Genomic DNA, 13,424 nt, shown 5'->3' with positions numbered 1-13,424 from the left:
CCATGCGGCTGGTCGAGCTGATCCAACCCTGTGGGCCGGTGGTCGATCCCAAGGCGGCCGAGCGGACCTATGAGGTCCTGGCGCGGGCGGCGACGGCCGACGGCTGGATCGTGACGCTGGAGGGGGCGTGGCCGGCCCTGGCGCCGGTGTTCGCGGCGGCGCCCTATCTGGCCGGACTGGCGCGTCGTCGGCCGGCCAGCCTGCACGCGGCGCTGGAAGGCGATCCGGCCAAGGTGGTCGAGGCGATCATCGCCGAGGCGCTGGCGGCGGGCGACCTGGAGCTGGAGCCGGCGCGCGAGCGGCTGCGGCAGCTGAAGGCCGACGTCCACCTGACCACGGCCCTGGCCGACCTGGGCGGGGTTTGGGACCTGGACGCGGTGACCGGCAGCCTGACCCGCTTCGCCGACGCCTGCCTGCAGTCGGCCCTGAAGCTGGCCGCGCGAGCGGAGGTGGCGCGCGGTACCCTGACGGCGCTGGGTGAAGGGGCGGCGGGGCCGGTCCCCGGCCTGTTCTGCATCGCCATGGGCAAGTACGGGGCTTTCGAGCTCAACTACTCGTCCGACATCGACTTCTCGATCTTCTACGAGCCGGAGGCCCTGCTGCTGGCGGAGGGGGCGGAGATGGAGACCGTCACCGTCCGCATCGCCAAGGCCACGGCCCAGATCCTTCAGGACCGCACAGCCGACGGCTATGTCTTCCGCATCGACCTGCGCCTGCGTCCTGACCCGTCCTCGACCCCGCCGGCCATGACCGTGGACGCGGCCATGGACTACTACGAGAGCGTCGGCCAGAACTGGGAGCGGGCGGCCCACATCAAGGCCCGCTCGGCGGCCGGCGACGTTCCGCGCGGCGAGGCCTACATCAAGGGGCTGCAACCGTTCATCTGGCGGCGGAACCTCGACTTCGCGGCCATCGCCGACATCCATTCGATCAAGCGCCAGATCCACGCCTACAAGGTGGACGAGCGCCTGACCGCCAAGGGCGCGAACCTGAAGCTGGGGCGCGGCGGCATCCGCGAGATCGAGTTCTTCGTCCAGACCCAGCAGCTGATCCTGGGCGGGCGTCGGCCCAACCTGCGCGGGCGGCGGACCCTGACGGCGCTGGAGTCCCTGACCCAGGAAGGCCGCGTGGAGCGCGAGACCTGCATCGCCCTGACGGAGGCCTATCGCGACCTGCGCGCCCTGGAGCACCGGGTGCAGATGATCGCCGACGAGCAGACCCACAAGCTGCCCGAGAGCGACGCCGAGCGTAAGAAGGTGGCCGCCCTGTGGGGGCAGGCAAACCTGCGTAGTTTCGACGCCGCCGTGGGGCGCATCCTGAAGGACGTGAACGTCCGCTACGGCAAGCTGTTCGCGGGCGAGGAGGAGCTGTCCTCCCGCTTCGGCAGCCTGGTGTTCACCGGGGTCGAGGACGATCCGGCGACGCTGGAGACCCTGAAGCGCATGGGCTTCTCCAACCCCGAGCGGGTGTCCCAGACCATTCGCGGCTGGCACCACGGCCATGTGGCGGCGACGCGGACGGAGCGGGGGCGCGAGCTGCTGACCCGGCTTGGCCCGCGCCTGCTGGACGCCGCCCACGCCACGGGCGCGCCGGACGCGGCGTTCAACCGGTTCGGGGACTTCTTCGCCGGCCTGACCTCCGGCGTACAGATCCAGTCGCTGTTCCTGGCCCAGCCCAAGCTGTTCGAGCTGATCGTTCAGGTCATGGCCTTCGCCCCGCGCCTGGCCCAGACCCTGGCCCGGCGGCCGGCGGCGCTGGACGCCCTGCTGGACCCCAGCTTCTTCGGGGCCATCGAGATCGACGCCGCGCCCAAGCTGAACCTGGAGGACTTCGAGGGCAGCATGGATCGCGTGCGCCGCTTCCACCGGGAGCAGGCGTTCCGGGTCGGCTTCCGCGTGATGAGCGGTTCGGTCAGCGCGTCGGACAGCGGCCAGGCCTTCGCCGACCTGGCCCATGCGGTGATCCGGGGCCTGGCCCCCGCCGCCATGGCCGAGACCGTGCGCCAGGGCGGCGCCTTCCCCGGCGGGGAGGTGGCGGTGGTGGCGCTGGGCAAGTGCGGCTCGGGCGAGATGACCGCGCGGTCCGACCTGGACCTGATGACCCTGTACCGCTCGGCCGACCCGGCGGCGATGTCGGAGACCAAGGGCTGGGGGGCGGAGACCTTCTTCGGCCGCTTCACCCAGCGCCTGATCGCGGCCCTGTCGGTCCCCACGGGCGAGGGGGAGCTGTACGAGGTCGACATGCGCCTGCGCCCCACGGGCAGCAAGGGACCGGTGGCGGTGAGCCTGGCCTCGTTCGAGCGCTACTACGCCGAGGAGGCGGAGGTGTGGGAGCTGATGTCCATGACCCGCGGCCGCGTGGTCTGGGCCAGCAACGAGGCCTTCGCCGCCGACGCCCAGGCCGCCGTGCAGGGCGCCCTGCGCCAGCCGCGCGACCGCAAGGCCACGGCCCGCGCGGTCAGCGAGATGCGCGACCTGATGGCCGCCGAGAAGCCGCAGAAGGGCGAGTGGGACCTGAAGCTGGGCCCGGGCGGCTTCGTGGACATCGAGTTCGCCGCCCAGTTCCTGCAACTGGTCCATGCTCCCGATGGCGGGCCGCTGAACCAGAACATCGCCGACAGCCTGGCCGCCATGCGCGAGGCCGGCCTGGCGGACGCGGCGGCTCTGACCACGCTGGAAGAGGCCTGGGACCTGCAGCAGGCCGTGCAGCAGGTGCTGAAGGTGGCGTTGGACGACTACGCCGACCCCGGCCTTGAGCCCAAACCCTTCCAGGCCCTGCTCGCCCGCGCCGGCGGCGCCAAGGACCTGAAGGGCCTGAAGGCGAGGATCGCCAAGGCCCAGACCGCCGCCCACGCCGCGATGAAGGCGGTGGTGACGGGGTGAAGTGACCCCAAGCTATCCCGACTTCTGACCTGCTGGGGCTTCCTCCCCAAGCCGCTCCTCCCCGCGAAGGCGGGGATCCAAGCTGAGTCCGAGTTTAATGGCGCAGGCGGTGGTCGATCCGCGAACGCCGCTTGGGTCCCCGCCTTCGCGGGGAGGAGCGGTGTTTTTGTCGCCAGACCAAGTCTCACCTGTAATCGCATAAGCGAAACCCGGCGGGGCCGCCGCCGGGTTTCTGGATCGCGCGTCGTTCTAGGGGGAATTCCACGCGACCCTGTCCGCCAGGGGACGGACCTTCGCGCGCCGGGTCAGCAGAAGATCGGCGCGACCTGTTCGAGTTTCCGGCGGCCGTCGGGAGACACCTCGCCCACGGCGTCCAGGAAGCCGGTGTTGCGCAGGGCCGAGCCGAGGAAAGTCCAGCGCAGGGCCTGGTGCTGGGTGGTGGTGAAGCGCTCGCGGTCCGGCTCCGGCAGGGTGCGGCCGATGGCCTTTTCCAGGGCGGCGAGGTCCAGCTGGACCTGCTGGGCCAGGCCGCCGTCGATGAAGGCGCCGATGGCCAGGAAGTCGTCGACGCCCTTTTCGATCTGCTCTGGCGTTGACCTGGCGGCCAGTTCGAAGAACACCTTGGCGTCCAGCTTGGCGTGCTGGGCCTCCTCCAGCCAGTGGTGCTTCAGCAGGCTCTTGAACTGCGGGTCGAGCGTCCGGTTGTTCTGGACGCTGTCGAGGTAGTGGCGCTGGGTCGCCCATTCGATGCCGAGCACGAAGATGGCCTGGCCCAGGGCGCCATGGCCGCGGATGGCCTCACCGATCGCCTCGGCCGGGCCGATGCAGGGGCATTCCACCTCGAAGCCGGCGGTGAAGGCGGCGCGGAAGCGGACGAACAGCTCGATGTGCTTGGCCTCCTCCTCGGCGAACTGGGCCAGGGCCAGGGCGCGATACGGGATGTCGTCGGGGCGCGGCGCCTTGAACTCGTCGATGATCGGCAGCAGGCAGCGCTCGACCAGCTCGAACATGGCCAGATAGCCGGCGGCGCGGATGTGGTTCAGCTTCAGCTTCTCGGCGTCGCTGAGGAAGGCCAGCTCGTCGGTGCGGGCGAAGCTTTCAGGCAGGAAGGGCATGGAGAAGTCCATCGGCTTGTCGGGGCCGATGACGTCCTCCAGGCGCCAGTTCACGCGTTGAGAGGTCTCGAACAGACGCTCGTAGCTCAGGTTCTGGATCATGGGTCTGGTGTCCTCGCACGGGGGCGCGCCCTCCGCCGGGCGCTTGCCGCGAGGAGCTGCCGCCGATCAGTTGTTGGCGGTGGTCGGGTCGATGATTTGCGGGATCTCGGTGATCTTGCTCATCGGGAAGCCGCTGAGTTCGGCGTGGGCGCGCAGGACGTCCTCACCATCCGCTAGGTAGATGCAGAACGTTCGGTCTCCGGCGACATAGCTGTGCTGCCACTGGATTCCCGAGCCGATCTTTTCGATGGCCTGGTTCGATGCACGCGCGGCCCCGCACAGTTCGACGATCGACATTCCGCCGATGCCCGGGATCTCACGTTCGACCAGGTAACGTCTGAGATGGCCCATGGCGCCCCTCGCATCACCCTTCGCTATGAGGACAGTTTCGCGGCGTTGGCATAACGGTGCAATCTAAAGATTCTGGCGTTCGATAAAGGTTTTCCTTAGTAAGGAAGCATGGTCACGCCCACCTATCTGCGGTCGTTGCAAGCCCTGGAGCTCGCAATTCGCGAAGGCTCGTTCACGGCCGCCGCCGACGCCCTGGGCATCACCCCCGCCGCGGTGGGCCAGCGGGTGAAGACCTTGGAAGACTATCTGGGCGTCGAGCTGCTGACGCGCGGTCGGGCCGGACTGCGGCCGACGCCGGAGCTGGCGCGAGCCCTGGATCACCTGGCGCGGGGCTTTAGCGAGCTGGAGGCGGCGGCGCGGGAGCTGGAGCTGCAGCGGGGGCTGGAAATCCATCTGGCGGCGGCGTCCGACTTCGTGGAGCTGTGGCTGAACCCCAGGCTGACGGCGTTCCGCGCGGCGCATCCCAACCTGCGCTTCTGCATCAACGGGGAGGGCGACGCGCCCCGCCGGCTGCAGCGGGCCGATTGCGAGATAACCTTTGGCCCGCCGCCGTCGGACGCCCACGCCGACCTGCTGTTCCACGACTATGTGCTGCCCATGGCCTCGCCGGTGAACGTGGCGCGGACGGCGGACCTGGCGCCCGAGGCGCGGCTGGAAGGCTTTCCGCTGATCCATCTGGATTTCTACAAGGACGACCCGGCGGGCCTGTCCTGGACAGACTGGGTGGCGGCCGCCGGGGTGACGCGCAGCGCGCCTGAGCGGGGCATGCGCTTCCAGCGGATCACCGCCGCTCTCGACGCTTTGGCGGCGGATGCGGGGGTCAGCCTGTGCGGCCTGGCGCTGATCGGCGAGCGGGTGGACCGGGGCGAGGTGGGCCTGCCGTACCCCGTCGCCACGGGCCGCTGGAGCGCCCACGGCTTCGTCGCCCGCTTCCGGCCTGACGTGGAGGGGCGCCACCACATCCGCCGCTTCCGGGCCTGGCTGGCGGAGGAAAGCCAGGCGACGGCGCGCTGGCTGGCCGAGACGACGGGCGGGGCGGACTAGCCCCCCCTTGTCAGGTTCGGATTTCGGGGTTCTCCTGCGCCTTCGCGCTTGGGGAGTGATGGCGATGCAATTCAACCCGAACATCCTGCGGACGACGAAGCGGGTCGCGGTCTGGACCCTGGTCGGCGCGGTGTGGCTGGGCACGGCCGGCGCCGCCGCCCTGAACGTGCGCAAGCAGGAAGCCGCCGACGCGCAGGAGGCGGCGCGGTGGTCAGTGGCGGGGGAGCCCTGCCCGACCATCACCGAGCAGGCCTATGACGCCGCGCCCCTGTCGGTGTCGGAGACGCGCTTCTACGGCATGAAGTTCGAGCGGCGGGTCGGCCATGTGATGTGCACGCGCGTCGTCGCGGCGGGCCACAAGGACAAGCAGCCGGTCTGCCAGTTCACCGGCCCGGTCTTCCTGCGCGCCGAGGCGGCGGGCCAGGCGGGCTACTACGCGCCGGGCCAGGGCAAGGCGGCGCGGGTCGCGATGGTCGATGGCAAACTCCGCTGCGCGGTGGTGCCGAAGTTCAAGATGTTCGAGGAGACGAGCCGGTTGAAGTACGGGGCTTGAGGGCTGTGCGTGCTTCGACTGGTCGCTGCGCGACCGCTCAGCATGACGAAGGTGGGTAGCTCGGAATTCGTCATCCTGAGCTTGTCGAAGGACGCAGTGAGTTTCCCAATCTCCGCTCACTCCCGCGAAGGCGGGAGCCCATACTGAGATTCAGCTTGGGTCCCCGCCTGCGCGGGGATGTGCGGTTGAAATGGCCTGCGTCCTTCGAGACGGCCTGCGGCCTCCTCAGGATGACGAACTCTGTAGGACCAACCCAACTTCGTCATGCTGAGGAGCGCGACAGCGCGTCTCGAAGCACGCAACGTCCCCTACAACGCCACCTTCACCGAGGCCCGCACCACCCTCGGCGCGCCGGGGAAGATCCATAGCGGGCTGTAGGAGCTGGCGGCGTAGTGCTCGTCGAACAGGTTGTCGGCTTCCAGGCGCAGGGTGACCTGATGGGTGACGCCGTACTCCACCGCCGCCTTGGCCTTCCAGTAGGCGGGCAGCCGCACGCCGCTGCCGTCGATGGCGGCGGCGCGGTCGCCGGTGTGGGCGAGGCCGGCGGTGACCGACCATTCCGTGCCGTGCCCAGTGGGGAAGCGGCCGACCACGTACACCGAGCCGGAGTGTTCGGGCACGTTGAGCACGTCCTTGCTGGCGAAGGCGGCGTCGTCGGCCTCCGCGTCGGTCCAGGCGTAGTTGCCGACCACCTGCCAGGCCTCGCCCAGGCGCCATGCGGCGTCGAGCTCCAGCCCCCGGGTAGTCAGCTTGCCGACCGGGGCCAGGAAGTTGGGATCGGTCGGGTCGTTGGTCAGGATGTTGTGCTTCTCGATGTCGAACCAGGTGGCGTTGACGTCGAGGCCGTCCCAGGCGCCGGACAGGCCGATCTCCCAGCCCTTGCCCTCCTCGGGCGCGAAGCCGGCGCCGTTGCGGTCGGTGCCTGAGTTGAGGACGAAGGAGCGGCCGTAGCTGGCGTGCAGGGTCCAGGCGTCGGCCAGGCGATAGCGGCCGGCCAGGCGCCAGTCGACGGGACCGCCGTCGGCCTTGCCCACCGCGCCGGTGCGGTTGTTGCGGATCTTCTGGCGATAGTTGTCGTAACGCAGGCCGCCGACCAGGCTGAGGCGGTCGGTGAGCTCCCACAGATCCTGGGCGTAGAGGGAGAGGACCTCGCGCGTCTCGCGGTTGTCGGTGAACGGGGCCAGGGTCGGCTGCGGGCCGCCATAGACCGGGTTGTGAACGTTGATCGGATAGGGCGCGGCGGCGGCGGGGTTGCGGCGCATCCAGCGTTCCTGGAAGTCCATGGTGTAGCCCTTCACCCCCAAGCCGAGGCGGTGCGTCCCGGCGGCCTCGATCCGGCCGTTCAGCTCCAGCCGGGCGGAGATGTCCTGGGTGCTGAAGTCGCGCTGACGGCGTTGGCGCCACAGGATGTCGCCGACCAGGCGGGAGTGGTCGCTGGACAGGCCCTTCAGCGTGCCGTCGCGATAGGCCAGGCCGCCGTTCAGGCTCCAGTCCTCGTTGATGTGCCAGTCGCCGGTGAGCTGATGCCGCTCGTTGCGGAAGCGGGTCGTCCCGTCCGCCGGCTCGCCGAAGTAGCGCGAGCGGGGCACGGCCAGGGCGTCGCCGTTGAGGGCCGGCAGGCCCCGGTCGAAGAGCGTGTCGAAGCGGGTGAACTCGCCCACATAGGTCAGGCGCAGGTCGTCGGTGGGACGCCAGGTGAGGGACGGGGCGATGACCTGGCGGTCGAGGTCCACATGGTCGCGCCAGCCGTCGCTGTGCTCGGCGGCGACCACCAGGCGGGCGGCCAGGTCGTCGGTCAGCGGGCCGGTCAGGTCCAGTTCGCCCCGGCGCAGGCCGAAGGAGCCGACGGTGGCTGTGGCTTCGAAGGCGCGGTCGAAGCGCGGGGTCTTGGAGACGATGTTGACCCGGCCGGCGGGATCGATGTCGCCGAACAGGGCGCCGGCGGGACCTTTCAGGATCTCGATCCGCTCAGCCGTGGCTGGGTCGCGCGGCGGGGCCAGGCCCCGGTTGGCCAGGAAGCCGTCCACGTAATACTCGGCCCCGCCGTCGGGGGTGCCGAGGAAGCCCCGGATGGCGAAGTTGTCCATGACGCCGCCGCGGTTGTTCTGTTGGCTGACGCCGCTGACCAACTCCAAGGCGTCGGCCAGGCGCACGGCGCCCACGGCCTCCAGCAGGTCGCTTTCCACGGAGCGGGAGGAGGGGGACATCCGTTCGGTCACCGCGCCGGCGCTGAGCGTCACGTCGCGCGCCGCGCCCCGGCGGCCCAGGATGACGATCTCGCCGATCTCGTGGGCGGGATCGGCATGCGCCGGTTCGGCCGCGGCCAGCAGGCACAGGCTCGCGCAGGTCGACAGGAAGGACACGGACAGCTCCATTTGTAATGTTATTACATATCGGGTACTTGGTCGCTGGTGATGATGTCAACCGCCCACACCGTCCCGACGCCGTCCGGCCGCATCCGCTCCATCGACGCCCTGCGCGGACTGGTGATCCTGCTGATGCTGGTGGACCACGCGCGGGAGTTCTTCTTTATCCACGCCCAGGTGTCCGACCCCATGGACGTGCAGGCGACGTCGCCGGCGCTGTTCTTCACGCGGCTGGCGGCGCACCTGTGCGCGCCGGTGTTCGTGGCGCTGACGGGGCTGGGGGCTTGGCTCTACGGCGCCAAGCAGGGCGGGGCGCCGGCGGCCTCAAGCTTCCTGCTGAAGCGGGGCCTGTTCCTGGTGGGGCTCGAGTTGACGGTTGTCAGCTTCGCCTGGACCTTCTCCCTGACGCCGTCGACCCTCTACCTACAGGTGATCTGGGCCATCGGCCTGTCGATGATCGCCCTGGCGGGGTTGGTCCATCTGCCGCGGCCGGCGCTGATCACGGTGGGGCTGGTCATCGTGCTGGGCCACAACCTGCTGGACCCCATCACCATCGCCAAGGGCCAGCCGGGGCACGCGATCTGGGCCGTGCTGCACGAGCGCGGCTTCATCGACCTGCCTTGGGGCGGGCGGGCGCGGACGTCCTATCCGCTGCTGCCATGGATCGGGATCGCCGCCCTGGGCTATGCCATGGGGCCGTGGTTCACCCGGCCGCAGGTCGAGCGCCTGCGCAACCTGGCGATGACCGGGGCCGCCATGCTGGGCCTGTTCGTGGTCCTGCGGACGATCAACATCTATGGCGAGCCGACACCGTGGACGGTGCAGGCCGAGCCGCTGCGCACGGTGATGAGCGTGCTGAACCTGACCAAGTATCCGCCCTCGGCCGACTTCGTGCTGCTGACCCTGGGCGTGGGCGCGCTGCTGCTGGCGTGGCTGGAGAAGGCGCCGGAGCGTCTGGTGGGTTTGCTGGCCGTGTTCGGCGGGGCGCCGCTGTTCTTCTATCTGATCCACCTCTACGGCCTGCATCTGCTGAACGTGGCGGGGCTGACGCTGCTGGGCCCCAATCAGGGCGAGGCGTTCAGCGTGCCGGGCGTGGCCTGGCTGTGGCTGCTGGCGGCCGCGGTCGCCGTTCCGTGCTGGTACGCCTGCCGCTGGTTCGCGGGCGTGAAGCGGCGGAGCGGGCGGTGGTGGATGAAGTATCTGTAGGGAGCCTCGCCCACCACTCTCCATCATCCTCGCCCTTGTGGCGAGGACCCAGACGCGGCTGAGGTCCTGAGCTTGCTCGGCGGATGCGGAGCGTATGGGCCCTAGGCACAAGGCCTAGGGTGACGGAGTTTGGAAAGAAGGGCGGTGAATGCTCACCGCCCTTTCAACTAATCACCCGTCCTGCAGGGAGGCGTTGTCGATGACGAATCGGTACTTCACATCGCTGCGCGTCATGCGCTCGTAGGCTTCGTCGATCTGCTGGATGCGGATCATCTCGATGTCGGAGACGATGCCGTGCTCGGCGCAGAAATCGAGCATCTCCTGCGTCTCGGCGATGCCGCCGATCAGCGAGCCGGCGATCGACTTGCGGCCGAAGATCAGCGTGCCGACGTTGGGCGACGGGTGGGCGTGTTCGGGCACGCCGACCAGGCACATGGTCCCGTCACGCGCCAGCAGGGCGGTGTAGGCGTCCAGGTCGTGGCTGACCGCGACAGTGTTGAGGATGAAGTCGAAGCTGCCGGCGTGGGCCGCCATCTCGTCGGCGTTGCGCGAGACGATCACCTCGTCGGCGCCCAGGTCCAGGGCGTCCTGGCGCTTGGATTCCGAGGTGGTGAAGGCCACGACGTGGGCGCCCATGGCGTGGGCCAGCTTGACCCCCATGTGGCCCAGGCCGCCGATCCCGACGATGCCGACCTTCCTGCCGGGACCGGCTTTCCAGTGGCGCAGGGGCGAGTAGGTGGTGATGCCGGCGCAGAGCAGCGGGGCGACGGCGGCCAGTTGCTCCGGCGCGTGCTTGATGCTGAGGACGAAGTCCTGGTCGACGACGATGCGGTCCGAATAGCCGCCCAGGGTGTGGCCGGGGGCGTCCTCGGTCGGGCCGTTGTAGGCGCCGACGAAGCCGGAGCCGACGCAGTATTGTTCCAGGCCGTCGTCGCAGGAGCTGCAGCTCTTGCAGCTGCCGACCATGCAGCCGACGCCGACGATATCGCCTTCCTTGAACTTGCTGACGCTCGCGCCGACCGCGGAGACGCGGCCGACGATCTCGTGGCCCGGAACGCAGGGATAGAGGGTGCCCGCCCATTCGGAGCGGATGGTGTGCAGGTCGGAGTGGCAGACGCCGCAGTAGGCGATTTCGATCTGCACGTCCTTGGGACCCGGCGCGCGGCGCTGGATGTCGATGGGCTCGAGCGGCTTGTCGGCCGCGTAGGCGCCGTAGGCTTTGGTGGTCATGGGAGAGGCTTTCGGGTGAAGTCGAAAGGAATGGACGCCGGTCGCCCGTCGTCGGACCGTCAAGTTAAGCCATCGCTATTGCTGCGATAAGCCGGAGAATGTGGCATGCAGTTATGAGGTGTGCTCATAACTGGTTCCGGACCTCCGCCATGGCCAAGACCAACATCAACGACCTGTCGGCGTTCGTGGCCGTGGCTCGCCACCGCAGCTTCACCCGGGCGGCGGCCAATCTGGGCGTGTCGCAATCGGCTCTGAGCCACACCATCCGGGGATTGGAGGCCCGGCTGGGCGTGCGGTTGTTGACCCGCACCACGCGCAACGTGACCACGACCGACGCGGGCGAGCGCCTGTTGCAAACCATTGGCCCGCGCCTGGACGAGATCGACGCCGAGCTGGCGGCGCTGAGCGAGCTGCGCGAACGACCGGCGGGCAACTTCCGGATCACCGCGACCGAGCACGCGGCGGCCACGGTCATCCTGCCAGCCTTGGAGCGGCTGCTGCCGGCCCATCCCGACATCCATGTGGAGGTGGTGGTGGACTATGGCCTGACCGACATTGTGGCCGAGCGATACGACGCCGGCATCCGCTTCGGCGGTACGGTGGCCAAGGACATGATCGCCGTGCCTGTCGGCCATGATCTGCGGATGATGGCGGCGGCGGCCCCGGCCTATTTCGCCGACCGACCCAAGCCGCTGACGCCGCAAGACCTGACGGCGCACAACTGCATCAACATGCGCCTTCCCACCTATGGCGCGCTGTACGCCTGGGAGTTCGACGACAAGGACGGGCGCGAGCTGCGGGTGCGGGTGGACGGGCAGCTTGTGTTCAACAGCGGCGACCTGATCATCGAGGCCGCGCTGAAGGGCCTGGGCATCGCCTTCTTGCCCGACATCATGCTGCGGGCGCATGTGGACCGGGGCGAGCTGGTCCCGGTCCTGACCGACTGGTGCGCGCCGTTCGCGGGTTATCACCTCTACTACCCCAGCCGCCGCCAGCAGACCCCGGCCTTCGCGCTGCTGGTGGAGGCGATGCGGTTTCGGGGGTAGGGCGCTCTGGTCGGTGCGGATCAGAGAGTCTGGATCAATTCAATCGGCGCATTCATCCATAGCGCAATTGGACAAAAGTCGCGGGCAACGTCAGCCTATGATCCAGCAATCCGCAGCGTGTCCGCGCCCGGATGTTGGGAGACTGACCGGGGGAGAGCGACAATGGCCGCCGCCTGGTCTCTAGAACCGGGAAGCGCCTGACCATGACCACCTCCCCGCAGAAGCCGACGCGAGTCCGCTACGGCATCCTGCTGCTGATCTTCATCCTGACGACGATCAACTACGCGGACCGGGCGACCTTCTCGATCGCGGGCGACGCGGCCTCCAAGGACCTGGGGCTTAGCGCCGTGCAGATGGGCTACATCATGTCGGCCTTCGCCTGGGCCTATGTGATCGGCCAGATCCCCGGCGGGGCGCTGCTCGACAAGTTCGGGACCAAGCTGGTCTACACCCTGGCCATCGCCCTGTGGTCGATCTTCACGGTGGTGCAGGGCTTCTCCGGCTTCCTGACCGGGGGCGCGGTGGTCGCCGGCCTGTTCGCCATGCGCTTCATGGTGGGCCTGGCGGAATCGCCGTCCTTCCCCGGCAACGCGCGCATCGTCGCCGCCTGGTTCCCGGGATCGGAGCGGGGAACGGCCTCGGCGGTGTTCAACTCCGCGCAGTATTTCTCGCTGGTCGCCTTCGCCCCGCTGATGGGTTGGCTGGTCCACACTTTCGACTGGCACTCGGTGTTCTTCGTCATGGGCGGCCTGGGCGTGCTGGGCGCGGTGGTGTTCTGGTTCTGCCTGCACAGCCCGGTGAAGCACCCGTCCATCAACCAGGCCGAGCTGGACCTGATCGAGGCCGGCGGCGGCCTGATCCGGATGGAGGACCGCACCGTCAGCAAGAGCGCCGACTTCAGCTGGAGCAACGTCAAGCAGGTGCTGGGCAGCCGCATGCTGCTGGGCGTGTTCATCGGCCAGTACGGCATCAACGTGCTGACCTACTTCTTCGTCACCTGGTTCCCGATCTACCTGGTCAAGGAGCGCGGCCTGTCGATCCTGGACGCCGGCTTCGCCGCCGCCGCCCCGGCCCTGTGCGGCTTCGCGGGCGGGGTTCTGGGCGGGGTGATCTCCGACCAGCTGCTGAAGCGGACCGGCTCGCTGACCATCGCCCGCAAGGCGCCGCTGCTGATCGGCATGATCCTGTCGGCCAGCATCATCGGCTGCGCCTATATCGACCAGGCGTGGCTGATCATCGTGGTCATGGCCGTGGCCTTCTTCGGCAAGGGCGTCGCGTCGCTGGGCTGGGCGGTGGTGTCCGACACCTCGCCGCGCGAGTTCGTCGGCGTCACCGGCGGGGTGTTCAACACCTTCGGCAACTCGGCCGGTATCGTGACCCCGATTGTCATCGGCTACATCGTCGGGGCCACCGGCTCCTTCGACGGGGCCCTGTGGTTCGTCGGCCTGCACTGCGCCCTGGTGGTCGCGGCCTACTTCCTGATCACCGGCAAGATCGAACGGCTGGAGCTGAAGTCGGCGTAAGGGGCG

10 protein-coding genes are annotated in these 13,424 nt (G+C 69.0%); 6 read left to right on the top strand and 4 right to left on the bottom strand.

Going from position 1 to position 13,424, the window contains the following annotated elements:
- The first annotated feature begins 2 nt into the window (after positions 1–2).
- Entirely contained in the window at positions 3–2,882 is a 2,880-nt protein-coding gene (locus ABOZ73_RS03700) for a bifunctional [glutamine synthetase] adenylyltransferase/[glutamine synthetase]-adenylyl-L-tyrosine phosphorylase (RefSeq protein WP_369060822.1), read from the top strand.
- 305 nt (positions 2,883–3,187) lie between these two features.
- Here ABOZ73_RS03700 and ABOZ73_RS03695 read toward each other — a convergent pair whose 3' ends face one another.
- Positions 3,188–4,099, bottom strand: a complete 912-nt coding sequence (locus ABOZ73_RS03695) for a hypothetical protein (RefSeq protein WP_369060820.1) — start codon at positions 4,097–4,099, stop codon at positions 3,188–3,190.
- Positions 4,100–4,165: 66 nt separating this feature from the next.
- Complete coding sequence (locus ABOZ73_RS03690) at positions 4,166–4,450, bottom strand: DUF4242 domain-containing protein (protein WP_369060818.1); 285 nt, start codon at positions 4,448–4,450, stop codon at positions 4,166–4,168.
- Positions 4,451–4,558: 108 nt separating this feature from the next.
- Here ABOZ73_RS03690 and ABOZ73_RS03685 point away from each other — a divergent pair, with 108 nt between their 5' ends.
- Together ABOZ73_RS03685 and ABOZ73_RS03680 are read left to right on the top strand one after the other, a co-directional pair.
- Complete coding sequence (locus tag ABOZ73_RS03685; protein ID WP_369060816.1) at positions 4,559–5,494, top strand: LysR family transcriptional regulator; 936 nt, start codon at positions 4,559–4,561, stop codon at positions 5,492–5,494.
- Between the two features lie 58 nt (positions 5,495–5,552).
- Positions 5,553–6,047, top strand: coding sequence for a hypothetical protein (locus ABOZ73_RS03680; RefSeq protein ID WP_369060815.1), 495 nt, complete (start codon positions 5,553–5,555; stop codon positions 6,045–6,047).
- A gap of 308 nt (positions 6,048–6,355) precedes the next feature.
- Here ABOZ73_RS03680 and ABOZ73_RS03675 read toward each other — a convergent pair whose 3' ends face one another.
- The gene (locus ABOZ73_RS03675) at positions 6,356–8,410 is read right to left on the bottom strand and encodes a TonB-dependent siderophore receptor (protein ID WP_369060814.1); all 2,055 of its coding nucleotides are present in this window, start codon (positions 8,408–8,410) and stop codon (positions 6,356–6,358) included.
- 51 nt (positions 8,411–8,461) lie between these two features.
- Here ABOZ73_RS03675 and ABOZ73_RS03670 point away from each other — a divergent pair, with 51 nt between their 5' ends.
- Positions 8,462–9,619: a DUF1624 domain-containing protein gene (locus tag ABOZ73_RS03670; RefSeq protein WP_369060812.1), complete on the top strand. Its 1,158-nt coding sequence runs from the start codon at positions 8,462–8,464 to the stop codon at positions 9,617–9,619.
- Between the two features lie 171 nt (positions 9,620–9,790).
- Here the strand turns inward: ABOZ73_RS03670 and ABOZ73_RS03665 are convergent, their stop codons facing one another.
- Positions 9,791–10,849, bottom strand: coding sequence for an NAD(P)-dependent alcohol dehydrogenase (locus tag ABOZ73_RS03665; RefSeq protein ID WP_369060811.1), 1,059 nt, complete (start codon positions 10,847–10,849; stop codon positions 9,791–9,793).
- Between the two features lie 149 nt (positions 10,850–10,998).
- On the opposite strand from ABOZ73_RS03665, the gene ABOZ73_RS03660 reads away from it, so the two are divergent.
- Entirely contained in the window at positions 10,999–11,895 is an 897-nt protein-coding gene (locus ABOZ73_RS03660; RefSeq protein ID WP_369060809.1) for a LysR family transcriptional regulator, read from the top strand.
- Positions 11,896–12,098: 203 nt separating this feature from the next.
- On the top strand, positions 12,099–13,418 hold the full coding sequence (locus ABOZ73_RS03655) for an MFS transporter (RefSeq protein WP_369060808.1): 1,320 nt from the start codon (positions 12,099–12,101) through the stop codon (positions 13,416–13,418).
- Positions 13,419–13,424 lie beyond the last annotated feature (6 nt).

Source organism: Caulobacter sp. 73W, from assembly GCF_041021955.1.
In the GTDB taxonomy this organism is placed as follows: Bacteria; Pseudomonadota; Alphaproteobacteria; order Caulobacterales; family Caulobacteraceae; genus Caulobacter.
The sequence above is the reverse complement of the archived record's forward strand: the minus strand, read 5'-3'. Positions and strand labels throughout refer to the sequence as shown.

Coding starts and splice junctions, on each gene's coding strand:
- ABOZ73_RS03700 (WP_369060822.1), top strand. CDS start 3: ATGCGGCTGGTCGAGCTGATCCAACCCTGTGGGCCGGTGGTCGATCCC.
- ABOZ73_RS03695 (WP_369060820.1), bottom strand. CDS start 4,099: ATGATCCAGAACCTGAGCTACGAGCGTCTGTTCGAGACCTCTCAACGC.
- ABOZ73_RS03690 (WP_369060818.1), bottom strand. CDS start 4,450: ATGGGCCATCTCAGACGTTACCTGGTCGAACGTGAGATCCCGGGCATC.
- ABOZ73_RS03685 (WP_369060816.1), top strand. CDS start 4,559: ATGGTCACGCCCACCTATCTGCGGTCGTTGCAAGCCCTGGAGCTCGCA.
- ABOZ73_RS03680 (WP_369060815.1), top strand. CDS start 5,553: ATGGCGATGCAATTCAACCCGAACATCCTGCGGACGACGAAGCGGGTC.
- ABOZ73_RS03670 (WP_369060812.1), top strand. CDS start 8,462: ATGATGTCAACCGCCCACACCGTCCCGACGCCGTCCGGCCGCATCCGC.
- ABOZ73_RS03665 (WP_369060811.1), bottom strand. CDS start 10,849: ATGACCACCAAAGCCTACGGCGCCTACGCGGCCGACAAGCCGCTCGAG.
- ABOZ73_RS03660 (WP_369060809.1), top strand. CDS start 10,999: ATGGCCAAGACCAACATCAACGACCTGTCGGCGTTCGTGGCCGTGGCT.
- ABOZ73_RS03655 (WP_369060808.1), top strand. CDS start 12,099: ATGACCACCTCCCCGCAGAAGCCGACGCGAGTCCGCTACGGCATCCTG.